A 22,262-nucleotide genomic window follows, 5' to 3' on the forward strand; every position below is an offset into this window, starting at 1 on the left:
ATATGAAAGGATTTTTTAATGATTCAATCTATAAACCACGTAACTTATTCAGTAGCAGATATTAGTAAGTCTATTGTTTTCTATAAAGACATTTTAAAAGCTGAAATTTTAGTAGAGAGTAGCAAAACAGCGTATTTCACATTAGGTGGTCTGTGGTTAGCTTTGAATGAAGAAAAAGATATACCTAGAAATGAAATTCAATACTCATATACACATATGGCGTTTACAATTGATGAAAGTGAATTTGAAGAATGGTATCAATGGTTAAAGGATAACAATGTTAATATATTAGAAGGACGTAATAGAGATGTAAGAGATAAACAATCAATATATTTTACTGATCCAGACGGCCACAAGTTAGAATTACATACAGGTACGTTACAAGATAGGTTAGATTATTATAAAGAAGAAAAGCCGCATATGAAATTTTATATATAATTATAATTAAAATAAGAGTTTAAAAAAGATGGTTTGCATGAATAAAACCATACATTTATTCATTTTACTATGTAACATAGAGCAAGACTGAGAGATTTATCAAATTGATAAACTTTAGAAAAATATATTGATTAGGAGGATTGAGTTATGAATTTAATAACACTCATTGCCACAGTTATAGCAATTATTAGTAGTATAGTAACGATTATTAATATAATGTGGTTATTTGTATGGAAAAGAAAAACTAGAGAAGAAGATAAACGAATTAAAAATTTTGAAACTAATTATAAAATATATATCGACAAAAGTAAGAAAGAAATGGAAATTGAAAATCAAAAATATATAGAAGAGCTAAATGATAAAAAAGAGTTGTTAGAATTAGTGGATAAATTTACAAGGCTTAGTTATTCAACATTAATGAAATCTATTGCTATGCTTTATGAAATTAAGCTTGATTTAGAGAGTTTGAAAAATAAGAATAGTAAAATAGAAAATATTAAATTAGCTAAGTTTATAAATAAGCATTTTGAAATAAAAGAAGGACTTCATATATTAAAAAAAGACACTTCTGTTCTATATTCTTATTTTGGAGAAACAGATACTACTATTTTAATTGGTGGATCATATAATGAGCTATACTTTTTAAATGATTTTATAGAAATTCAAATTTTAAAACATGTAAAAAATCATAGAAATAATAATGACAAAATCATTCAATATGTTAATAAAGCCTTGAAATCTTCTGATGATTTAAGAAAAACTTTAGATGGATTAGAAGCAGTATTATTAAATAAATTAAATGAATTTTACCCTCGCTATGCAAGTAGAAGGCCCTACATTTATAAAAGGTACAGAGTTATTTAATTGGTATTATCCAGAACATCCCTTTGAAGTAGAAGGTATACATATAGAAGAAGGATTCACAGAAAAAGATTTAATAGATATTGCTAAAAATATGAAAAATAAGAATTAAGTAATATTCAAATTTATAAATGTATAACTATATTATCTAACTAACATCAAACGAAAAACTATACGTAAATTGATTTCTCGATGCAGACACAGAGTGAATGTCAGAGTGGAATATTTGATAATTATGAGCAATTCTTAAGAGCGATGTGATATAGGGTGAATGATTCGTTCAGTCATAAAATAGGGGCGTGAAACACGAGGTCATAAGCTAATGTAACGAAACGTTACGGCAGGTGATTGGACGTCTAATTATATAGAGAACTAAAGTATCAGTTGTCTACAAATCTAGACGATTTCAATTTTGAAATTTGCAATGTTGAAAAAATTATATTGTAAAAAGAATAAATGTGATATAAAATTAAATATAAAAGGTGGTTTTTAATAATGGGTTGGTGCAGATGTCCGCGATGTAATTCAGGAGCTGTTGTTATAAATTCTAGGGGAACAAGTTGTATGGGATGTTTACTTCTATTCATGTATTTTATTACTGGCATTTCAATACTAGGTTGGTTTTTTTCTGGTAGTATTACAAAAGCACCTTTGAGTGTAATACCTGCTTTTTTAATTCTTATCGGTATCATAACATTAGTTACATACTTAAAAAAAGAATTTGGCCAAGAACCAAAAGATAAGTTGTATTGTAAATCGTGTGAATTACATTTTAAAAATTAATAGAAAATAAAAGACTTACGCATACGGGAATGAAAATGTTCAGAGTGCACAAATTTATGTTGTTTTTGCAATTTTAACATTTTACACTAACTTAGTAAGACAATGTAAACGTTGATATGACAATACTTATAACGATTTTTAAATGTATACATAAACGGTATAATGAACTCCCGCCGTCTCCATATCAAAAGGCTTAGCCATTGTGGCTAAGCCTTTTTTGTCTATGAGTATTAAGTATAAGTTGAATCAATTCATTTCACTATTCATAATTGTAGATACTTGATCGTTGTACTCTTTTTGTGGTAATCTTTCAAAATCTTTTTGTCTAGTTAATTCTTCTATTTGAATTTGAGCATCTTTGGACATGCCTTCAGTAGTGAAATCGCCACCTAGTAATCTGTTTAAATCAATTTCTCTTCTTTGTTGTTCTTGCGATTGCACAGATTGTTTTGTATTTTGCTGTTCCCGCGTATTAATTTGTTCTTGGAGTTGATTAGCATTTTTATCTGGTTTCGCTACTCCTTCATTAGAGTCATCATCTGATTTTTCTTTGTTTGATTCTTTTTCCTTATCATCTTTCTTACTTTCTTCTTCATTACCACATTCAGCTAGTACTAAGAAACTTGCTAATAATAAAAACAAGATTTTTTTCATACTACATCTCTACTATATAATGCTTATTTTCCATATTCCTGTTCGTAATGATTAATTGCTTCTAGTATTTGGTCAGCATCTTCGCCTTCATAACTGCCTTTTAGTATTTCATTTCTTGTTTGCATTTCTCCAGAGGATAAGCCGTTACTTGTATTATTTCTCCATTCTTGATTTGGCATATTTAAATATGGATTCTCCGATGATTCATTAGAATTCGTTTCTGTATTTGCAGTCGATTGTTCATCAGCCACAGGTGTTTGTTGTGCTTGTTCTTGTGACTGAACAGGTGCTTGTTGTGTTTGTTGTTGTGATTGTGTAGATTGTTGCTCTTGTGTATTTACTTGTTCTTGCGATTGAGCTTCTTCAGTACTTTCATCTTGTGTCGCTACTTCTTCAGATGATTTGTCGTCAGATTTTTGTTTTTCATCTGACTTATCTTTTTCTTCATCAGATTCTTTATCATCTTTTTTACTTTCTTTATCTTCAGATTTGGTTTCTTTTGTGTCATCTAACTTACTTTCTTCGTCATTCCCACACGCGACCAATACTAAAAAGCTTGTTAGTATTAAAAACAATATCTTCTTCATTTATACATTCCCTTTAGAAAATAATTATATAACTTAATTGTACTACACTTAAAATTTAATAGTGAAAATAAATTGTTAAGATTAAGTTAAGTATTTTTATAAGTGTAGTGGGGTAGTTTTAATTTCTGTTGCAATTAGGCACCCTTAATTACTGTGAAAATCATTAATTGTCATACGATTATATAACAATTAAATTGTATAATTAATAATAAAGTTTGATTATCAAGTAAAAAATTACATTTTGATGTATAATGAAGATAATGTTGAAAAGGAGATTTATAAAATGAATATAAATATAGTGACTGATTTATTGAAAGAAGAAAATGTTGTGAGTATAGATTTATTATTGGTAACAGGTAAATTAGAACGAGCTAAGGAAATTGATGTTGATAAATCATCCGAAAATTTATTGTTTGTGACAAAACCAAAAAACAAAGTAATTAATTTAAATCATGTTGTTAAAATAGAAACTGTACTTAAATTTGAAGGTAATGTCACTTTTTAGTAGTTATCTAACACAAGTATGAAAATGATTTAATGAATACCCGCGGACGATATATTAAAAGGCTTAGCCAATGTGGCTTAGCCTTTTTTAGTTTGTGTTGATTTAATATTGTAGAATATATGTTTTTAAATGTACGGTGACGTCAGTAAAATAAGCTAGATGCTACATAAGTGAGGTGTTTTTAAATTTAATAAAATAAAGTGTGACAATAATGTAAGTTGTATTAATACGCGCCTTTGTTAAAATTATCTTTGGCTTCATGAAGGTCAACTTTAAAAATAATGATTTAATTTAGGAGGATAATATGAACGATAGCGTAAAATACAATAGAATTTCAGAATTAGATTATATGAGAGGCTTTGCCTTACTAGGAATAATTCTTACTAATATAATTTCAATATTTGCTTTGCGAGTACCCAGTAACTATGATCAGGCTAGTTACTTAAAGTTCATTGATTTTTTTGTTGAAAGTAAATTCTTTACAATATTTTCATTTTTATTTGGTGTCGGATTTTATATATTTATTCGCAATGCTCAAGCAAAACAATTAAATAGTAATATCGTATTTATAAGAAGATTAGTAATCTTAGCGTGTTTTGGTTTATTACATCAATTGCTTCAACCAGGTGAAGCATTATTATTATATTCAATCATTGGTTTAATCTTAATACCTTGTTTTTATTTCAAAAAATATATCAATTTAATCATTGGCTTAATATTGCTAGTTATTTGTATATATATAGGTAGTAAAACAATATTACCGATACCATATTTCATATTAGGACTTGCAACAGGTCAATTTAATATCTTTGAGAACATTAAGACTAAAGCGTTAATTGTAATAGCAAGTATTTCTGGAGTGATATCTGCATTAAGTTGGATTTTGCTAAACAAGTCATATGTATTTCCTACATATAAATTTTTAGAAGATACTTCGAACAATGAATTGATTAATAAATATATTCAAAATAAAGAAATGTATGAACATTTAATAATTATTACTAGTCCATTTATAGCATTATTTTATGTCTCACTATTATTATTAATTATAAAAGTACGAATCTTTGGTAAAATCTTAAGCCCATTACAATTATATGGAAGAATGGCGCTTACAAATTATGTAGGACAAACTTTATTAATTTGGTTGGTTATATTATGTGTGGATAGTGATCAAGTAGATTATATGGATACTTTATGGATTTGTATTGTGATCTATATTTTACAATTGTTATTCACAAGTATTTGGCTGAAATACTTTAAATATGGACCATTGGAATATATATGGAGAATGGGAACTTATTGGAAATGGTTTAGCGTGATAAAAAAATAGACTGGAGTTGAAAATCACACTAATGAGAGAGATGAATAAAATGAAAAACAAAAGAAAGAAAGCTTTACTTTTTGTATTGATCATTACGTTAATTATGGCATTAGCTATGTCAACAATGCATTATATTTTTGGGTATAATTATGAGAATTCTGAAATGGTTAAAGTATTGATTTACTTTGAAATTATTATGAGTGTGCTTTCCATATTTATGTATCAAAAGCTTTTCTCAACACAAAAATTATTTAACATGCGGCTTTCTTTTTGGTTTTTACCTTTTATTATTTTGATCATCATTACATTGGTTGCATTTTTTATAACTGGAGATTTTACCGGCAAAATACCGATTGTTTCTTTAATATTAGTAACAACACTTTTAGTTGGTGTTAGTGAAGAAGTAGTATTTAGAGGTATAGTGTTGCAAACATTTTTACAAAAAGGTGGAATAGTAACAGCTATTTTAGTTAGTGCGATATTGTTTTCCTTATTTCACGCAGTTAATATTTTTGGCGGAGCATCAATAAGTGAAGTGATAAACCAAATGATTGGGGTATTTTTAGGTGGAATAGTGTATGCTTGTCTCTCAATAAATTTAAAGAGCTTTATACCACTTATTATATATCACTGTTTATGGGATTTTCTAATATTAAGTAATGAAATAGTTAGTGCTAACATTGAAGTGCTCATTTTCGTTATAGGAACATTAGAATTTATTATTTTAATTCCAATATTTATATATACAGTCATTAAATTTAATAAAAGAAGTTGAATAAAATTAATAGGGAATGAACATTATGCAAAAAGGCTGAGACAAAATACATGTCTCAGCCTCAATTATTTTACAGTCAGCTTAGCCGGGGCTTGGTTCATACGACGAAATCTTGTTAAAAAATAGATTTCTGTCCCACTCCCTAGTAAGTTGAACTGTGATTCTTTAATCAAATTCTATTTCGTATAATGATTCGTTTATTTGTTCGTACAGCTCATATTTTTCTAAATAATCAATCCATACATCATTCGGTTTCTTCTCTCTTTCTTCAACTAAAGATTTAATTTTTTCATAAATACCTTTCATCAAATCTTTATACATCGCATTTGTCGCTCTTTCTATTTTTGCCTCTGACCAACGTTTTTTCGGCGGACGTCTTTTATCCTTTTCTAGTTGAAAGTTGATAGCTCTGTCGTAAAAGCTATCTAACGCTGGTAATTTATCTTCTATATGTGCTTGAAATTCGTTTAAATTCATAAATATTCTCCTCTTTTAAGAAACAACGTTCTACATAATTCTAACAATAATAGGGTAAATTAAATACCTGATGAATGATTCATTTATTTTATAATGAACTGAATTGTTATTGAATAACTCAGTATCTGGGACTAATTGATTATTAGAATATTATTTGTCAGTTGATAGTGCTATCAACATTAAGTATACCAGTGAAAACAATTCTTTAGTTAATTTTCTAATAACATAAATCTTTCTATTTATTATTTTCAGTGATTAATTCTTTTGTTAATTTAACGTATAACTGTGTTTTATTAAGTTGAGGCGAAATATAGTTTCTGAGAGATTGGTTGAATAAAAAAATTTAGTTAACGAAATTAATATGTGTTTTAAGTGTTCAAAATTTATTCAGTTAGTGAGAATTAATAGGTTTAATGACGCTATTTATATATAATTTCTTAACTTCATATCAAAAGGGCTTAACCACAATGGCGAAGCCCTTTTTTTATATTGGTATAAATAAAAATATATTATTCTTCTAAATTATCAATAGCATATTGTGCTTCTTCCTCAGTGAATTTTTCACCATAAGAAGATGTAAGTTGATCAAAGATTGCATCATTAGACATACTTTGTTGGTCAGCGTAATCTTTGGCTTTCTGTAAAGCGTTTTCCTTATAGTTAGCCTCTAAATTATCAATAGCATATTGAGCATCTTCTTCTGGGAATTGTTCGCCCGCTTCTGAAGTTAGTTGATCATATATACCGGCTTTAGACATGTTCATACTATCAGAGTATGTTTTAGCTTTGTTTAAAGCTGATTTTTGTTGACGTGTTGCATTGCTATCTTTATTGTTATTAGATTCTTCTGTGCTATTAGTTCCATTATCTATAGAGCCAGAAAAACTAGCTGTACAAGCAGTGACACCAAGTACTACTAAAATAAGCAAAACTAAGCAACCACCACATCCCCAGAACCATTTCTTTTTCTTGCCTTTTTTCTGATTTTCTTTGTACTCTTCAAATTGTTGTTGTTGTCTTGCCAACAACTCATCGTTAGTTAGTTCATTATTATTTTTTTGCATTATATATTGCTCCTTCTATAATTTTGTTTTTTATAAATTGTTGGAAATTCAATTACTCAGTTTGATATTTTGAAATAGATTTAATCGTATAGCTCGAGATATTGGTCTGTAAATTCTTCAGTAGATATTCCTCCATTATTCTTTTGTTGTTGTAACTGTGCCCCTTTACTTTGAATAGCGTCATATTCTTCTCGAGAATAACCTTGATTTTCCATTTCTTCATAATTTGCTTCTTCTTGTTCTTTTTGTTGTTGTGGAGTTAAGCACCCACCAACAGTACAATATGTACCATCATTTTTGTATTCTCCAAACATAGCATCACCAGCTGGTACATTTGGTTGATTTCTATTATTATTTGTTTCTTGTGACAGAACAGGGGAATTATTGTTTTGCTGTTCTTGTGTATTAAGTTTTTCTTGTGATTGCACAGGTTGCTGCGTATTTTGCTGTTCTTGCTTTTTTACTTGCTCTTGTGATTGTGTAGGTTGCTCAGTACTTGTATCTTGTGTTGCTACTTCATTAGATTTATCACCTGATTTCTTTACTTCATTTGGCTGCTTATCTTTCTTACTTTCTTTATCTGATGATTTTGTTTCTTTTTTATCATCTAGTTTACTTTCCTGTTCATTATCACATGCGCCTAATATTAGAAAGCTTGATAACAATAAAAATAAGACTTTTTTCATTTATTGACCCCCAAAAAATAATTAATTAACTTGATTGTACTATATATAAAAGAGTTTGTGATAATTAAAATATTTTTTAAGTGATAATATTTGTTGAATTTCATTTTTGTATTTCACTACTTATGTATCAGTGGTAATGTTAAATTTAAATAGTTGAGCGTTTTACATATGATTTAATCAATAAACCACATGACTCATACTGTAATGAATATGAGTAACGCGTAGGAATGAAAGCAATTAAATTATTGTATGGTGAATGAAACTCATTTAAATAGATAGGTGGTAAATATATGGAGAAAATAATGGTTATCGGGTCTTCGGGTTCTGGAAAATCAACGTTATCAAGACAACTAGGTCGTGCTTTAGATATACCTGTTTATCATTTAGACGTATTATTTTGGAAACCTAATTGGGTTATGACAAGTTCTAATGAACAAAAAGTAATTCAAAAAACATTATTGCAAAAAAAGAAATGGATTATTGACGGAAGTTATACTGGTATCTTAGATGAAAGATTAAATGCCGCAAATACTGTGATACTTTTAGATTTGCCAAGAAAAATTTGTTTTTATAGAGTTTTTAAGAGATTGTTTAAAAATATTGGTAAGACTAGAATTGATATGGGCAAAGATTGCAAAGAAAGAATCAATCTCACTTTTTTAAAATATATTTGGAATTTTCCTAAGCACAGAAAACCATATTTATTACAAAAAATTAAGGAAAATAAAAACGATAAAAACGTATTTGTTTTAACCAGTATTAAAGAAATTGAACAATTTAGAATGAATGTGGAACAGAACGGCATTTAAATCTAAAATTGCTATGGATTGTTTTTAAATTATTACAGAAATTGCAGTGGTTTAGTCTGATACCTAACGAGTTGATGAAGTATTAGCCGCAGACTACAGGCAGTTTTTGTAATTGCTAAAAGCATACACAAAAAACGCTGACAAAGTCGGACACTCTGAGACGCCTAAATTAAGGGGTCTTTTTTTGACTATCGAGATAACTTCATAATGAAATTAATTTGAATATTACAGATTAACCAAAAAAATTAAAATGGAATTAATATTAGTGTAATCGGCAATTAAAAACCATATGATATATTATTCTAAGATTGAATTATTTTACACTTTAGCTTACAAGTTAATGACAATATTGCTTGTATAGTTTATTCAGTAAAATAACACTTAGAAGGGACGATTTATAATTAAACGTTACATACAAATTTTTACATTTTTTATTATAGGTGTTTTAAGCATATTAGGACTTACACATTTGAACACTGCTTCTGTCGCGACGACTGCAACTCAAGAGGAAGCTATAAGTCATATGAACACGTTAGAAGGTAAGGGATGGGATTATGATGATGAATATGGTCGGCAATGTTTTGATTTAGTGAATGAGCAATGGGATTATTTGTATGGTCATGGATTAGAAGGTGACTATGCAAAAGAAATTCCAACTAAAAATAACTTTGAGGGTGAAGCCACGGTATATAAAAATCATGAGGGCTTCCAAGCACAAGCTGGAGATATCGTTGTATTCAATGATGAATTTGGCAGTGGTGCAGGTCACACAGCAATCGTTACGGAAGGTAATTATAATGGCGCTAGTGATAAATTTGAATCATTAGATCAAAATTGGGACGGCGGTGGCGCTGAAAAAACAGAAGTAGCTCACAGAGTAGTACATGATTATGAAACTGAAATGTGGTTTATAAGACCTCATTATGCTCAATAAATTACTTCATGACTTATATGTTTGTTTACTATTGGAATGGTAAATCAAAATTGTGGAAAAGAGGGTCTTGATAAATAAATAGCCGCACATTGTGTTGCAACCATAACTGATTAGGTGGATAATAGAGTTAACGTATGAGAATCATAAAATATTAATTAGGGTGACCACACATGAGTGAAGTATATGTATTCATAATAGAATGTAGCGATGGCAATGTTTACCGTGAGTATGTAGAGAATATATGGAAAATTGATAAGGCATTAGCACTTAAAAGATTTGAAAAAGGCATTCATAAGCATAATTACTTTTATCTAAAAGATTGTGATAGTTATGTAAATGTAGACAAGATTACTTCTATAAGGATTGACGATGCATATAGCACTTAATCAATTACTCATGCTTATTTAATTAATAAAAAGTTAACAGATTATAATTTAAGGCGGGCGCGACTGTTGCGTTAGCCTTATTTTTATATCTAAAAAGTGTAAAAAGGTGGTTTACGATACTAAATATAAATAATAGAATGGTTTAGTATGGTATTTTGGGGATTTAGTGAGGTATTCTAAATGTTGGTATATGTTAAGGCTCTTGGGATGAGCATCTTGATTGGGATTTTAATCTTCTTATTAATGCTTATAGGCACAGGGAAAGATCAACTGCTTGGTAGTGTGATTATGTCACTATTAGGTTTTTTTGGAAGTTTCATTTCTTTCTTGTATGAAAAAAGACATAATAGGGAGACTAAATAGATTGATAAGAACATAAATAGAGCGTAATCCAGTGAATCAAACAAATTTTACTTGGTTTCATGTATCTACGTTTGAACTTGATACTCTATTTATGTTCTTGGGATCTAAGTGTGATAAGGGAGAAGTTAACTGTTGTAACAGTGGCTTCTTTTTTGTTTACAAACAAGAACAAGTGTTCTATTATATCTTTGAGGTGATAAATATGGAGCCAAATTTAAATTGGAAAAAAGATTTTCAAGAATTCCAAGAAATACTAAATTCTGGCATTAATCCTGAATGGTTATATAGCGCTAAAGCGAACATGATACTGAACCCCGCATATACTGGAGAAGGTAGGCAATTCTTTTTTACAAAAGATATTATGAAAGCGAGTAAAATAATTCCATTCTTTTAATGTGGTTAATGCTATTAATATCTAAAAATGATTTAAAATACATTGCTTTAAGCAATATTAATATAGATATAAAGTTAAACGCTAGGTAGCCATAAATACCTAGTGTTTTTTCATTTTCTGATTTTCAGTTTTTTGGATACATGATACGCTTATAAAAACTATTAAGTTATAGAAAAAGTGGAGGATTATAGATGAAATCGATAAAAGTGTATCACTATGATGCTTTTAGTAAAAAGCCCAATAAAGGTAATCCTGCTGGTGTTGTTATAAATGGAGACACCTTAACAGAAACGGAGATGCAAGACGTTGCTTTTAAAGTAGGCTTTAATGAAACAGCTTTTCCAATAGCATCTGATAAAGCAGACTTTAGAATACGCTATTTTTCACCAAAACAAGAGATGGAGCTTTGTGGACACGCAACAATGGCAACAATTTATGCGTTAAAGACAAACGGATGGTTAGAAAATAAAACAGAACTAACTATTGAAACAAATGTAGGGGTCTTATCGATACGTATTACAACGAATGAGCAAAATGAAATACTTATAACAATGAAACAAGCATTACCACAATTTGAAAAATTTGAAGGATCCCGATATGATTTAGCAAAGGCAATAGGCATTGAAGAAGTGGATTTTGATGATGAGCTACCCATAATGTACGGTAGCACTGGGGCATGGACACTTTTAATACCTATAAAGTCACTTGATATTTTTAATAAAATGGAACCAAATAATAAGGTATTTTCTTCAATTTTAAATGAAATACCAAACGCATCTATACATCCATTTTGCCTTGAAAGTTATCATGAAGAAGCGGATATGCATGGCCGCCATTTTTCTTCAACTTTTTCACGAACAATAGAAGATCCGGTGACTGGCACTGCTTCAGGTGTCATGGGGGCGTATTTTGCCAAGTATATAAAAAAAGAGGATCATACTTCTATGAAACTTATTGTAGAGCAAGGACAAGAAATGAAGAAGGATGGCCAAATGATAGTGAATGTTGCAGAAAATAACGAAATCGAAATAACTGGCAATGCAGTTTATGTAGGAGAAATTGATATATCATTTTAGGGATTAAGCGTTTTTTTAAAAGTATGCGCAGAAATTTATACTTTATAAAAATAGTGAATGGATACTTTTGTATTTGCTATATGGATATAGTAAAGTTAATTTAAATGAGATATGTAGAGAGGTTTGATAGCTATGGATTTAAATAATGTCATAAACGCCTATAAAGTAATACTCTCGAAAGCTTCCGCAACAAGTAATGGTGATAAACGAAGAAACAGCGTAGATAAAATAATTGCACTGTTTATTAAAAACCCTGAAACGAAAAGTGAAGGGCTAAATTTTCTAGAAAGTTTAGATACAGAATCATTCTATAATTTACTTAGTGCGTGGGATATAGGTCGAAGTGTCCTCACAGCACCAGATTGTTTGAATGATGATATTAGGATTAATGGAGGCAAGACAAATTTAATGAAAGAAAATGTTAAAACGTTAAAAAATAATTTGCCTATCCAATATGAAGCGACCATCTATTTTAAAGATAAAGACTGTATTTTTGTAAAACAATGCCTCATAGCATTTCAGAAAGATTTTATATAATAATATAAACACCACTTAAAGGGCGAGGAATGACTCTTTTAAGTGGTGTTCTACTATAAGTAGTAAACTTTAGAAATATTTGTGTTTATAGCACATGTAGAGGTACAAAATAATTGTAGAAAAAATGACTACTAAAATGATGACAAATTGAAATATACCTATATCAATATTTCCGCCAGTAGCGTTATATACGTCTTTAATACCCATGAAAGATAGAAGCGTGGATAACTCGAAATTTAGTATAGTAATGAATCTTCTATTGAAATTTATAGCGTCTTTGGATATTGTTTTATTCTCAAAACTGGATCTAAAATTTTCGAATTTTACGTAATACTTAAATAAGAGATACATGAAAACCCATAAAGCTAAAATTATTATTGGAAGAATGAATATTTCTTTTTTGTATCCCCACGCATCTGGGTTACTATATAAATCAAAGTGCACAGGTACTCTCTCTGGCAAACTATTGTAATTAATAGAAGTATATAAAAAAAGTAAAATAATGAAAATTAAACCAGTGAAATTCAAGGTTTTATTGATCATGATGTGTCCTTTCAAAATTGGAATATTCGCTATTAACGTCGCATTATAAAGAAATTGCTCATAAAAAAGAACCAAATGCTTTTATAACAAATGGTGTGTTTATGTTCTAAAATAAATGCTTGGAATGTTTATTGTTAATTTATATTTTATAATAAAATTATAGAAAGTGCAAAAAACACGGCTGATAAAATAAATAAGATAGCACCAAAAAATACTAGTTTTCTAGATTGCTTTTGAATACCTAGCTCATGATTATTGTCTAAGTTTTTTTCGTCGATGACTTTGCGCTCATTATTAAATTCATAAAATGAAAATAAACTAATGATCAATAGAATTAAACTAATTATGAAAGTAATAGTGATTAATATGCCCATTTATGAGTTAGCTCCATCTACGTTACTTGATAAAATTTCTAAATAGCGATATATATTATTTGAAGTAGTATCTTTCGGTAAACTGTGAGTGAATACATGACCATTTTTAGTTTCAACAGTGTAAGTGACGTGGTCAAGATTGATATTATAATTAATAATTTGCATAAATTTCTCCTCGGAAATTGAATTTATATTTATTATACAATGAAGGCGTTCGTAATTTTTTGTGACTTTTTAATTGTTTTGAACGATGTATAACTAATTATATCTAATTGTACTACATATAAAGTTATTTTGTTGTAAAAAAGGTAATAAAAGCTAATTTAATTTTATATTTACAAAAACCTGATAGTTTAATTAAAATGTAGAAATACAAACTTTTATAGAAGATGTTGACAAAGCGTTATATCCATAGTATATTTGTACTCAAGTAATTTTTAATTCGGAAATTTTAAAAGTAGTCTTATTCATTGAATTTTACTCCTTTGGATTTTTTAATAACAAGTTACAAATATATGTGCTAAAGCACACGGAGGTTTTCATATGAATAAAGGTACAGTAAAATGGTTCAATGCAGATAAAGGTTTCGGTTTCATCGAAGTAGAAAATAACGACGACGTATTCGTACATTTCTCAGCTATCAATTCTGAAGGTTACAAATCATTAGAAGAAGGCGAAACAGTTGAATTCGACATCGTTGATGGCGACCGTGGTAAACAAGTCGCTAACGTTAACAAAGCATAATTTAAAATATTAAATTATCTTTAACACTCACCCTACGGGGTGGGTGTTTTTTTGCGTTTAAAATTAAAAGTTAAAAGAATTAATAACAATAAATTATAATAAATATTTAGAAAAGTATAAGAGGATTATTTTGTAAGCGCTTAATTTAACTAGTATACTTAATATATAGTAAAAGGAGCGGATATTATGCAAAATTATAAAGGATTTGATAAAGATTTTAATATTACAGATAAAGTAGCTATTATTACTGGGGGTAACAGTGGTATAGGTAAAGCAATTTCCGATTTTTACATACAAAAAGGGGCTAAAGTTGCAGTATTAGATATAAAAGATAGTGTAAATGAATTGAAAGGTGATCACATTCTAGGTATTCAATGTGATATAACAAATGAACAAGATATAGATAATGCGATTGATTTAACAAAGCAGACTTTTGGCCGTATTGATATATTGGTAAATTCTGCAGGTGTTGCGCTTTTAGATAAAGCGGAAACAATGTCTAGCGAGATTTGGCAAAAACAAATTGATTTAAATTTAACTGCCTCATTCAAAATGGCTCAAAAAGTTGGAAATGTATTTATTGAACAAGGTGAAGGTGGAAAAATTATTAATATGGCAAGCCAAAATGCTTTAATAGCATTAGATAAACATACTGCTTATGGAGTAACAAAAGCTGGAATTGTTAATTTAACTAAGAGCTTGGCATTTGAGTGGGCAAAATTTAATATTAACGTTAACGCTATTGCGCCAACAATTGTTGCAACAGAATTGTCTGATAAAGCATGGGTAGGCAAGGCAAGAGAAGACGCTTTAGCTGGTATCCCTTTAGGAAGATTTGGTGAACCTGAGGAAGTAGCGAGCAATCGCTTTATTTTTAGCAAGTGACGCGACCAATTTTATGACCGGAGAAACCATTGTATTAGATGGTGGTAATACGATTAAATAAGTGATGTTAATAAATATTTAGATGAAGATATTTTATAATTAATGAATAATAATAAGTAAATCCTATAAATTAATATTTATAGGATTTACTTATTTTGTGTATATAACTGGGATAGTAGCGATTTTATAAAGTGCTGACGCCTAGGGGAATAATATGAGCGAAAGACTACAGGCTCGAGCCATATCCCAGGCAAGCATGCACTTTAAAATCGTATTAATATGATTTACTAGCAATAATTATTACATGAAATTTATGTAAATAAAAAACACATCAGTAATTTGGGATGTGTTTAGTCATTAAGTATTTGTAAGATTTCATCGTATTTTTGTTCGCTCAACATACCTAATGGACTTTCTTCGAATTTAAATATTAAAAAATCATCGTTTGAATTAAAGGAATTTTTAATACTTTCGTATATTTCATTTCTATCTAGATCACTTTTTAAAAGCCATAATCCTCTATAAATATACAAAGCATTACCTAAGGCATTTAATTTAGCAGGTAATTTTTCATAACCATACGAAATAGAATTCAAATTATACGACAATATATATTTTGACATTAATATCAGCCTCCTGTATAAGCATATCATTAACTGTGAATTAAAAGTTGGACAAAGGTTGATATTAGACGAATTTAGAGCGATTATTTAAGAAAAATATACAAAGCATTTAATTTAGCATTTTATTTACTCAAGCTTAATTCATTTTAGAGGTAATTTAAATTGGGGAAAATAGCTCTCGTTTGCATATAAATATTTAAAAGTGAATACTGTATGTAGGGATTTAAAAAATGACTTTGTTAGAGAGTTCATAATCTGTAAAAGTAAGGGAAGATGCATATGCAAATTTTCAGAATAAGCTCAGACCATAAGAAAAGTGCACGTTTTTTAGATAATAGAAGGCTATCAAAGCAAGTATTAGAATTATATCAAATTATTAGAGTATGTTTAGCAAAGTTAAACCTTGTTGATGTAAACAGCAATTATATTAATCATCCCATCGTTGCTCATGTTTATAACAATGGAGAACCATACATTATAGATACTTTTAAGCTTTTAGAAAGTATGAACGAAGAGCATATTCGCCGTGGAGGAAAACGTTCTGTTGATTTTAATAATGATATAGAGCGTTTGAGTGAAATTGTTTATAAAGAAGAATATCAAAAATATTTTTCACATGAAATGCTACCTCCATTTTATGTTTTTGGTGATCGTAAAGTATACGGAGAAGATGCATTTGAGTTATATCAAATATTATTATTCAATAAATGGAAAGAAGATAAAATACCGGCAAGATGTGGTATTAAAAAAGGGACAGATAAACATGGCACAACGTTATAAAATTGAACAGTTATGGCGTCGATATAAATATGAAGTGTTGTGGCACGATCAAAATAGTTACAATAATATTAGAGAAATAATGAAAGAAAATCCGACATATGGAGATATAGCATCTTTGATTTCATATGCTTTAACACTAAAGCCAACTGAAGGTTCTATCATCAATGCTTATGATCATATGTGGGGGTATTTTAAAAAAATACGTAGTTCATCAGAAAATGAATTCCAGAAAGCTTTGAAATATCAATTTCAACAACATAATATAGATGAAACTTATCTTTTAGAATTTCTCAAAAGTATGGCTGATTTTTACAACGTTGATTATATAAAGCAATCTTCAATTATAAAAAATTTGAAATAGGAGAAATAATAATGGAAATGATAAAAATATTAACGAGAACATTATTACCTTTTGTGGGCGGCAATATTATAGGTAAAATTACTGCAAAAGAAGCGCCAAAAGATTATGGTAAATTTGAAAAACCACCGTATTCTCCACCACGATATGCGTTTCCTATTGTTTGGCCAATATTATATTTATGTATGGGCGTAGCTTATAATTTGGTTAAAGGTAACGGAACAAATACCAAAGCGACAACTGTTACGCATTATACTCAGCTTAGTTTGAATTTTCTGTGGTCATTACTGTATTTTAAAAAGAAAGTAAGGGGCATCGCCTTGATTGAGAGTTTTATTTTATTAATAGCAGTAACGACTAACGTTGTTGTATTTTTTAAAAACAAACCTATTTCAGGTATCTTGCTTTTCCCTTATGTTATTTGGTCTAGTTATGCCGCCTATTTAAATACTGGCAATTGGTTGCTAAATAAAGATAACCCAGAGTATTCAAATGGTCTCTGTAAATAAGATTTTAATTCAAAGTGTCAACAAAGTTTCTGACTTTGTTGGCATTTTTTATTCATATACTTTTATATATCATGAAAGATGAGATACCATGGTTGAAATTTAAATATATTTATCTTTATTAATATAAAATATATTAGAAAATTAGGGGTATAGATATAATATATTAATGCTCATACGGAAGTGAATAACCAAATAGTCATTTTGATTTAGAGAGCCGTTAGAATAAAATTGTTGAGGCGAAATAATTTAAATGAAAAGGTGGATTTTATGAATTATATAAAATATTTAAATTCTCAAGACAATACCCGAATTTATACTAAGATTAATGATGTTGAAAACGCACAAGCAAATATTATTGTAGTACATGGCTTAGGAGAACATTTAGATCGCTATGATGAATTAACAATGCATTTAAATTCAAATAGATTCAATGTCATCCGATATGATCAACGTGGGCATGGACGCTCGGAAGGTCCTCAAACGTATTATAATAATATGAATGAAATAGTGGAGGATCTATCAACAGTTATTAATTACGTGAAATCAAATTTTGAGGGCAAATTATATTTGGTTGGCCATAGTATGGGAGGATATACAGTGACATTATTTGGCACACAATATCCAAATGCAGTAGATGGGATAATCACTTCGGGAGCGTTAACACGTTATAATATTAAATTATTTGGTGAGCCAGATAGAAGTATGTCTCCACATGAATATATAGAAAATGCATTAGGTGATGGATTATGTTCTGACCAAACAGTTGTTGAAAAGTATAAATTAGATGATTTAATTGCTGAAAAAATATCCATGGGGCTCGTTTATACAATACTTGATGGTGTTGAGTATTTAAAAAATAACGCAAAGCAGTTCAAGGATAATATATTAATCTTACATGGTAAAGAAGACGGTTTAGTTAGCTATAAGGACTCAATTCAATTATATGATGAAATAGGCTCTGAGCATAAATCTATTCATATTTATGACGGGTTACAACACGAAATATTTAACGAATCTTCTTATAACAAAAGTATATTTAATGAAATTGTAGATTGGCTAAATTATGAACTAAAATAGTTTTAGAATTTTAAGTATACATCGATATTAGTGTTTCATGCTTTATTAACTATTATGAAATGTTTGTTTTGAACTATTGAACATTTTACAATAGATGGTAGAAGTCATGATTATGGAGGAAATTTATTTATGATGATAAAAACATTACACATGCAATATGAAGAGGGTTTTGAAGCTTTCGATGAACGTGTAAACGAATTCCTACAAGAAGTTAATGATAAGCAACACTGGGAGCTTGTGAGCGTTACACCATCTGTTACGAATAGTATAGAAGGCGTAGATTATTTTATTACGATTGTATTTAAAAAATAAAGTGGAAAACGATTATCGTTTTCCACTTTATTATAACTAAGTCAACTATATGAATTTCAGTCCCTTAATGCGTACTTAGTTTAATATCGTAGTATTATTATGCATTAAATGTTTGTTTAGAAACATTAAAATAATCTGCGAGAATAGCAACATCGTTCTCTGAAACACTACGGTATCCATTTTCCCAATCCCAAATCTGGCAAATTCTAAAATCTTTGTCATAGTTATTATTTAAATTGATAACTAATTTGGAGATACTTAAATTATATTTTTCGCGTAATTCATTTAGTACTTTCACAATTAATCACTCCCAAACGAGTTGTAATAAAATCCGTATATAATTGTAGTATACACACTACTTATTTTCAAATTAGTGAACTTATAAAGGCGTTATCATATACTGGTATTATGCAAATTAGCTTGCTAAATAAGAGAAGCATTAAAATGTATTAATAATATAAAATTCGAAAAAGAGAGATAAGGTGGATTCATATGAAAATTATTGCTATGAGTATTTTTGTTGATAATCAAGATAAAGCAAAACAATTTTACACAGAAAAATTAGGGTTTGAACTGAAACACGATATTGAAATGGGTGGAGAATTTAAATGGTTGACCGTAAAAGAAAATAACTCTAATAATCCAGTTGAAATAGTGTTAGAACCTAATGTGAGTGAGATTGCTAAAAATTATCAAGAAGGTTTATATAGTGCTAGTATACCCGTAACTATGTTTGGGGTTGAAAATATGGAAGCATCACATGAGCGTTTAGTTAATTTAGGTGTCGAATTTCATACTGAGCCTAAGGAAGTTGATGGCACTAAACTTGCGATTATAAATGATACTTGTGGTAATTTAATTCAGCTTATAGAACAATAATATACGTAGGAACAGACTGTAACCAACTACTGAACTATTATCGTTAATATGAATTTAGTTTATTTTCTAAGAATTATAGGAGGTGTTTTATGGAATTAGTAGTTAAACGGACAAAAGATCTATCAAATATTGAACTATTACATATTTTAGAAGAAAGAATAAAAGTATTCGTAGTAGAGCAAAAATGTGCATACCAAGAAATAGATAAAGACGATGAAGAAGCGTTACATATCATGTTGAAGGACGAAAACCACATTGCCGCATACACACGTATTGTAGATCGCCAGTCGCATATTAGCTTCGGAAGGGTGCTAGTGGCACAAAACTATAGAATGCGAGGCTACGGACGTAATATTGTGCAGAAAACAATAGATATTATAAATGAAAAATATAATGGATCATTAATCAGCATTTCCGGACAAGCCTATTTAAAATCATTTTATGAATCATTTGGTTTTAAAGGTGTTTCTGATATTTATTTAGAAGACAATATTCCTCATATTACATTCGAAATGATAGCAAGATAATAAGTAGGTTTAATAAACGAAGTGCATTGGAACCGTTTTAAATTAAGACAAACCTGATTAGATAGATTTTAAAAAAAGTAGCTTCCAAAATGGAAACTACTTTTTTAATTTAACTAGGATTTTACCCAGATGTAATTTAGTTCTATTTGAACTCATCGTCTTTACAATAAAATCATTTAGAAAACCGTTCTTTTCAAACAAATGTGATAGCCCCTTAATGTTTATGAGAACGTCTATAGTCGATACACACTAAATTAAATGTATATTGTTAAGCTCCTGATTTATTGTTTTTTCATTTTATCAATATCTTGAGAAACTAACATTAATAATTCTTCAGTTTCAGAGTCCGTTAAATCATCAGAACCTTTAATTCTAATAACAGAACCTTTATCTGTTTTGACATGGTAAATAGGCTCGTCATCTTTATAAACTTTACGTAGTACTTCCATTTCATCACCCTTTTTTATCTGAAACAATTCTATGTAATTAGTAACACATAATGGTTAAAAATAAAGAATTGAGTTGTTATCATAACTTGCAATTATTTTTATAAAATAAATTGCTAGTTATTAATGCTTTAACTATAGGATAACTTTTTGTTGGATTCATTTCCAACAGTATGATTAATTTTATTTAAATTTATTAATATTTACATATATCGCTATATTCTTTATTGATAAATCAATTATAAGTTTAAATAAATAATTTGAGAACGATTTACAAAATTTAGTTATTTAGGTTTTTATTATATAAAAGCGGGTAAATATAACTAAGCACAAGAAGTCCTCCAAACTTTAGTGTGGAATATATTTTCGATTCGAGATTTCGAGGTCGGGACATATCACATGTCTTAGCCTCAGTTTTTTATATTGGCAGTGGCTGACTGAATTGAAAATGCGCTTATATCAAGCTTTTAAAGAACTACTACTTCATTTATGAAGACAAGTAGTTCTTATGCAAGCGCCGAAGCGCTTGTATTCCATTTTACAGTAGTTGTGCCGGGGTGGGACGACGAAATTTTATTAGAAAAATTAGATTTCTGTCCCACTCCCATTTCTTTTATAATGGCGATAAGTTATATTAATAGTATCATTTAAATTAAAAGGATGTAAAAGATGAAGTTACTCAATATACTATCATTGGTTTGTAGCATATTTATAGCATTGATAATTGTTTATGGTGTGATTATGATGGTTGGTGATGCCATGGGTATTACAACTTTTAATGGTCAATTACTGATTGTAGGGCTATCATTAGTCTTACTTAGTGGATTAGTAGGAAAGCAAAAACCTAGATTATCTATGCTTATATTATTTGTAGGTTTTATTATAGTTGTTATGAATTAATATATATAAAGATACAGTCCAATAAGTTGAATTAAATTCAATTTATTGGACTGTATTTTATTTGAATAAATACGAGTGGTGTATAGCTTACCCATTATTCAATATTATTTTTTAATTTCTCATCCATATCTTTAGCAACGGCAGTTAATAAGTGAGTTATTTCCGTTTTATTCGATGTGTCATCAGTTTTGACTTTAATTAATAGACCTAAATTTGTCTTTATATGATAAATAGGTGCCTTATTTTCATATACTTTTCTTAAAATTTGCATCTTATCACCTCATCAAATAGAAATACGAAAGTGCAAGAAAGGGGAAACCAAAAACTTTCTAGTGTAAAATGTTACCTAATGGTTATATTAAAGCATTTTCGATTAAATAGGAAATAATTGGATTTTAAAAAGACTGAGCAATGAGTATATGAACTCAGCCTAGCTTTATCTATTTCTAAAATGATTTGATAGAATTGCAGTGTTAAACAATGATTAAAATTGATCGTTTGTTCTATCTTCTTCAACAATATATTCATCTGTTCCGTAATCAGTAGATGTACTTAATATAGATTTTACTAATAGTGCAAATGAAACAACACCTAATAAGACTAATGCAATTTTTTTCATAACATCAAGCTCCTCTTTGTTAGATAGTTTACCATA

35 protein-coding genes and 1 pseudogene are annotated in these 22,262 nt (G+C 29.0%); 24 read left to right on the forward strand and 12 right to left on the reverse strand.

The window, feature by feature from the left end; all coding sequences use genetic code 11:
* Nucleotides 1–18 precede the first annotated feature (18 nt).
* From fosB to ABLV90_RS08025, 4 genes are all read left to right on the forward strand, one after another.
* Complete coding sequence (fosB, locus tag ABLV90_RS08010) at nucleotides 19–438, forward strand: FosB/FosD family fosfomycin resistance bacillithiol transferase (protein ID WP_427705212.1); 420 nt, start codon at nucleotides 19–21, stop codon at nucleotides 436–438.
* A 147-nt stretch (nucleotides 439–585) separates the two neighbouring features.
* The gene (locus ABLV90_RS08015; protein WP_460872460.1) at nucleotides 586–1,302 is read left to right on the forward strand and encodes a hypothetical protein; all 717 of its coding nucleotides are present in this window, start codon (nucleotides 586–588) and stop codon (nucleotides 1,300–1,302) included.
* Nucleotides 1,256–1,411 carry a hypothetical protein gene (locus ABLV90_RS08020; protein WP_460872461.1) on the forward strand — a complete coding sequence of 52 codons (156 nt, stop codon included), beginning with the start codon at nucleotides 1,256–1,258 and terminating at the stop codon, nucleotides 1,409–1,411. The genes ABLV90_RS08015 and ABLV90_RS08020 overlap by 47 nt, the downstream gene beginning before the upstream one ends.
* A gap of 452 nt (nucleotides 1,412–1,863) precedes the next feature.
* Entirely contained in the window at nucleotides 1,864–2,082 is a 219-nt protein-coding gene (locus ABLV90_RS08025) for a hypothetical protein (protein ID WP_427705207.1), read from the forward strand.
* Nucleotides 2,083–2,328: 246 nt separating this feature from the next.
* Here the strand turns inward: ABLV90_RS08025 and ABLV90_RS08030 are convergent, their stop codons facing one another.
* Nucleotides 2,329–2,736, reverse strand: coding sequence for a hypothetical protein (locus ABLV90_RS08030; protein ID WP_460872462.1), 408 nt, complete (start codon nucleotides 2,734–2,736; stop codon nucleotides 2,329–2,331).
* A 23-nt stretch (nucleotides 2,737–2,759) separates the two neighbouring features.
* Nucleotides 2,760–3,323, reverse strand: a complete 564-nt coding sequence (locus ABLV90_RS08035) for a hypothetical protein (protein WP_460872463.1) — start codon at nucleotides 3,321–3,323, stop codon at nucleotides 2,760–2,762.
* 283 nt (nucleotides 3,324–3,606) lie between these two features.
* On the opposite strand from ABLV90_RS08035, the gene ABLV90_RS08040 reads away from it, so the two are divergent.
* The 3 genes from ABLV90_RS08040 to ABLV90_RS08050 all read left to right on the forward strand — a co-directional run bounded on the left by ABLV90_RS08040 (nucleotide 3,607) and on the right by ABLV90_RS08050 (nucleotide 5,924).
* A complete protein-coding gene (locus tag ABLV90_RS08040) occupies nucleotides 3,607–3,828 on the forward strand; it encodes a hypothetical protein (RefSeq protein ID WP_021339885.1) in 222 nt (73 codons plus the stop codon).
* A 304-nt stretch (nucleotides 3,829–4,132) separates the two neighbouring features.
* Complete coding sequence (locus tag ABLV90_RS08045) at nucleotides 4,133–5,158, forward strand: DUF418 domain-containing protein (protein ID WP_460872464.1); 1,026 nt, start codon at nucleotides 4,133–4,135, stop codon at nucleotides 5,156–5,158.
* A gap of 22 nt (nucleotides 5,159–5,180) precedes the next feature.
* Entirely contained in the window at nucleotides 5,181–5,924 is a 744-nt protein-coding gene (locus ABLV90_RS08050) for a CPBP family intramembrane glutamic endopeptidase (protein ID WP_427707610.1), read from the forward strand.
* Nucleotides 5,925–6,089: 165 nt separating this feature from the next.
* Here the strand turns inward: ABLV90_RS08050 and ABLV90_RS08055 are convergent, their stop codons facing one another.
* The 3 genes from ABLV90_RS08055 to ABLV90_RS08065 all read right to left on the reverse strand — a co-directional run bounded on the left by ABLV90_RS08055 (nucleotide 6,090) and on the right by ABLV90_RS08065 (nucleotide 8,151).
* On the reverse strand, nucleotides 6,090–6,401 hold the full coding sequence (locus ABLV90_RS08055) for a hypothetical protein (RefSeq protein ID WP_460872465.1): 312 nt from the start codon (nucleotides 6,399–6,401) through the stop codon (nucleotides 6,090–6,092).
* Between the two features lie 509 nt (nucleotides 6,402–6,910).
* Complete coding sequence (locus tag ABLV90_RS08060; protein ID WP_427705194.1) at nucleotides 6,911–7,465, reverse strand: Ltp family lipoprotein; 555 nt, start codon at nucleotides 7,463–7,465, stop codon at nucleotides 6,911–6,913.
* 80 nt (nucleotides 7,466–7,545) lie between these two features.
* Nucleotides 7,546–8,151 carry a hypothetical protein gene (locus ABLV90_RS08065; RefSeq protein WP_460872466.1) on the reverse strand — a complete coding sequence of 202 codons (606 nt, stop codon included), beginning with the start codon at nucleotides 8,149–8,151 and terminating at the stop codon, nucleotides 7,546–7,548.
* A 290-nt stretch (nucleotides 8,152–8,441) separates the two neighbouring features.
* Between ABLV90_RS08065 and ABLV90_RS08070 the strand changes: the two genes are divergently transcribed.
* From ABLV90_RS08070 to ABLV90_RS08095, 6 genes are all read left to right on the forward strand, one after another.
* Nucleotides 8,442–8,960, forward strand: coding sequence for a DNA topology modulation protein (locus tag ABLV90_RS08070; RefSeq protein WP_427705189.1), 519 nt, complete (start codon nucleotides 8,442–8,444; stop codon nucleotides 8,958–8,960).
* Nucleotides 8,961–9,429: 469 nt separating this feature from the next.
* Entirely contained in the window at nucleotides 9,430–9,894 is a 465-nt protein-coding gene (locus ABLV90_RS08075; RefSeq protein WP_460872467.1) for a CHAP domain-containing protein, read from the forward strand.
* Between the two features lie 170 nt (nucleotides 9,895–10,064).
* Nucleotides 10,065–10,280, forward strand: coding sequence for a hypothetical protein (locus tag ABLV90_RS08080; protein WP_069833360.1), 216 nt, complete (start codon nucleotides 10,065–10,067; stop codon nucleotides 10,278–10,280).
* 565 nt (nucleotides 10,281–10,845) lie between these two features.
* Nucleotides 10,846–11,037, forward strand: coding sequence for a hypothetical protein (locus tag ABLV90_RS08085; protein ID WP_427707611.1), 192 nt, complete (start codon nucleotides 10,846–10,848; stop codon nucleotides 11,035–11,037).
* Between the two features lie 191 nt (nucleotides 11,038–11,228).
* Nucleotides 11,229–12,113: a PhzF family phenazine biosynthesis protein gene (locus ABLV90_RS08090; RefSeq protein WP_427707614.1), complete on the forward strand. Its 885-nt coding sequence runs from the start codon at nucleotides 11,229–11,231 to the stop codon at nucleotides 12,111–12,113.
* A 132-nt stretch (nucleotides 12,114–12,245) separates the two neighbouring features.
* Nucleotides 12,246–12,650: a hypothetical protein gene (locus ABLV90_RS08095; RefSeq protein WP_460872468.1), complete on the forward strand. Its 405-nt coding sequence runs from the start codon at nucleotides 12,246–12,248 to the stop codon at nucleotides 12,648–12,650.
* 69 nt (nucleotides 12,651–12,719) lie between these two features.
* On the opposite strand, the gene ABLV90_RS08100 is transcribed toward ABLV90_RS08095, so the two are convergent.
* Complete coding sequence (locus ABLV90_RS08100) at nucleotides 12,720–13,193, reverse strand: DUF1648 domain-containing protein (protein ID WP_427705182.1); 474 nt, start codon at nucleotides 13,191–13,193, stop codon at nucleotides 12,720–12,722.
* Nucleotides 13,194–13,339: 146 nt separating this feature from the next.
* Nucleotides 13,340–13,567, reverse strand: coding sequence for a hypothetical protein (locus tag ABLV90_RS08105; RefSeq protein WP_460872469.1), 228 nt, complete (start codon nucleotides 13,565–13,567; stop codon nucleotides 13,340–13,342).
* Nucleotides 13,568–14,110: 543 nt separating this feature from the next.
* Here ABLV90_RS08105 and ABLV90_RS08110 point away from each other — a divergent pair.
* Together ABLV90_RS08110 and ABLV90_RS08115 are read left to right on the forward strand one after the other, a co-directional pair.
* Nucleotides 14,111–14,311 (forward strand): cold-shock protein, encoded by a 201-nt coding sequence (locus ABLV90_RS08110; protein ID WP_460872470.1) that lies wholly within the window; start codon nucleotides 14,111–14,113, stop codon nucleotides 14,309–14,311.
* A 186-nt stretch (nucleotides 14,312–14,497) separates the two neighbouring features.
* Nucleotides 14,498–15,257, forward strand: a pseudogene (locus ABLV90_RS08115) (GolD/DthD family dehydrogenase).
* 289 nt (nucleotides 15,258–15,546) lie between these two features.
* Here ABLV90_RS08115 and ABLV90_RS08120 read toward each other — a convergent pair.
* Nucleotides 15,547–15,819, reverse strand: coding sequence for a hypothetical protein (locus ABLV90_RS08120; RefSeq protein WP_057512797.1), 273 nt, complete (start codon nucleotides 15,817–15,819; stop codon nucleotides 15,547–15,549).
* A gap of 279 nt (nucleotides 15,820–16,098) precedes the next feature.
* Here ABLV90_RS08120 and ABLV90_RS08125 point away from each other — a divergent pair, with 279 nt between their 5' ends.
* The 5 genes from ABLV90_RS08125 (at nucleotide 16,099) to ABLV90_RS08145 (ending at nucleotide 18,855) form a co-directional block, all read left to right on the forward strand.
* On the forward strand, nucleotides 16,099–16,599 hold the full coding sequence (locus ABLV90_RS08125; RefSeq protein WP_427705180.1) for a pyrimidine dimer DNA glycosylase/endonuclease V: 501 nt from the start codon (nucleotides 16,099–16,101) through the stop codon (nucleotides 16,597–16,599).
* On the forward strand, nucleotides 16,583–16,960 hold the full coding sequence (locus ABLV90_RS08130) for a DUF1722 domain-containing protein (protein ID WP_427705177.1): 378 nt from the start codon (nucleotides 16,583–16,585) through the stop codon (nucleotides 16,958–16,960). Before ABLV90_RS08125 ends, ABLV90_RS08130 begins: the two co-directional genes overlap by 17 nt.
* 11 nt (nucleotides 16,961–16,971) lie before the next feature.
* The gene (locus tag ABLV90_RS08135) at nucleotides 16,972–17,466 is read left to right on the forward strand and encodes a TspO/MBR family protein (protein ID WP_460872471.1); all 495 of its coding nucleotides are present in this window, start codon (nucleotides 16,972–16,974) and stop codon (nucleotides 17,464–17,466) included.
* Between the two features lie 267 nt (nucleotides 17,467–17,733).
* Nucleotides 17,734–18,543: an alpha/beta hydrolase gene (locus ABLV90_RS08140; RefSeq protein ID WP_427705172.1), complete on the forward strand. Its 810-nt coding sequence runs from the start codon at nucleotides 17,734–17,736 to the stop codon at nucleotides 18,541–18,543.
* Nucleotides 18,544–18,672: 129 nt separating this feature from the next.
* The gene (locus tag ABLV90_RS08145; RefSeq protein ID WP_427705169.1) at nucleotides 18,673–18,855 is read left to right on the forward strand and encodes a hypothetical protein; all 183 of its coding nucleotides are present in this window, start codon (nucleotides 18,673–18,675) and stop codon (nucleotides 18,853–18,855) included.
* A 97-nt stretch (nucleotides 18,856–18,952) separates the two neighbouring features.
* Here the strand turns inward: ABLV90_RS08145 and ABLV90_RS08150 are convergent, their stop codons facing one another.
* The gene (locus tag ABLV90_RS08150; RefSeq protein WP_069833371.1) at nucleotides 18,953–19,153 is read right to left on the reverse strand and encodes a helix-turn-helix domain-containing protein; all 201 of its coding nucleotides are present in this window, start codon (nucleotides 19,151–19,153) and stop codon (nucleotides 18,953–18,955) included.
* 194 nt (nucleotides 19,154–19,347) lie between these two features.
* Here ABLV90_RS08150 and ABLV90_RS08155 point away from each other — a divergent pair, with 194 nt between their 5' ends.
* Nucleotides 19,348–19,734, forward strand: coding sequence for a VOC family protein (locus ABLV90_RS08155; protein WP_427705167.1), 387 nt, complete (start codon nucleotides 19,348–19,350; stop codon nucleotides 19,732–19,734).
* Between the two features lie 89 nt (nucleotides 19,735–19,823).
* On the forward strand, nucleotides 19,824–20,261 hold the full coding sequence (locus tag ABLV90_RS08160) for a GNAT family N-acetyltransferase (protein WP_285322806.1): 438 nt from the start codon (nucleotides 19,824–19,826) through the stop codon (nucleotides 20,259–20,261).
* A gap of 281 nt (nucleotides 20,262–20,542) precedes the next feature.
* Here ABLV90_RS08160 and vraX (ABLV90_RS08165) read toward each other — a convergent pair whose 3' ends face one another.
* Nucleotides 20,543–20,710 (reverse strand): C1q-binding complement inhibitor VraX, encoded by a 168-nt coding sequence (gene vraX, locus ABLV90_RS08165; protein WP_002508212.1) that lies wholly within the window; start codon nucleotides 20,708–20,710, stop codon nucleotides 20,543–20,545.
* Nucleotides 20,711–21,196: 486 nt separating this feature from the next.
* Here vraX (ABLV90_RS08165) and ABLV90_RS08170 point away from each other — a divergent pair, with 486 nt between their 5' ends.
* Nucleotides 21,197–21,358 (forward strand): hypothetical protein, encoded by a 162-nt coding sequence (locus ABLV90_RS08170; RefSeq protein ID WP_460872472.1) that lies wholly within the window; start codon nucleotides 21,197–21,199, stop codon nucleotides 21,356–21,358.
* Between the two features lie 18 nt (nucleotides 21,359–21,376).
* The gene (locus ABLV90_RS08175) at nucleotides 21,377–21,607 is read left to right on the forward strand and encodes a hypothetical protein (RefSeq protein WP_021339902.1); all 231 of its coding nucleotides are present in this window, start codon (nucleotides 21,377–21,379) and stop codon (nucleotides 21,605–21,607) included.
* 94 nt (nucleotides 21,608–21,701) lie between these two features.
* On the opposite strand, the gene vraX (ABLV90_RS08180) is transcribed toward ABLV90_RS08175, so the two are convergent.
* Both vraX (ABLV90_RS08180) and ABLV90_RS08185 read right to left on the reverse strand, forming a co-directional pair.
* A complete protein-coding gene (vraX, locus tag ABLV90_RS08180) occupies nucleotides 21,702–21,878 on the reverse strand; it encodes a C1q-binding complement inhibitor VraX (protein ID WP_176721528.1) in 177 nt (58 codons plus the stop codon).
* 213 nt (nucleotides 21,879–22,091) lie between these two features.
* Nucleotides 22,092–22,226, reverse strand: coding sequence for a hypothetical protein (locus ABLV90_RS08185; protein WP_256092403.1), 135 nt, complete (start codon nucleotides 22,224–22,226; stop codon nucleotides 22,092–22,094).
* Nucleotides 22,227–22,262 lie beyond the last annotated feature (36 nt).

This window comes from Staphylococcus sp. 2S1 (assembly GCF_046721335.1).
GTDB classification, from domain to species: Bacteria; Bacillota; Bacilli; order Staphylococcales; family Staphylococcaceae; genus Staphylococcus; species Staphylococcus equorum_A.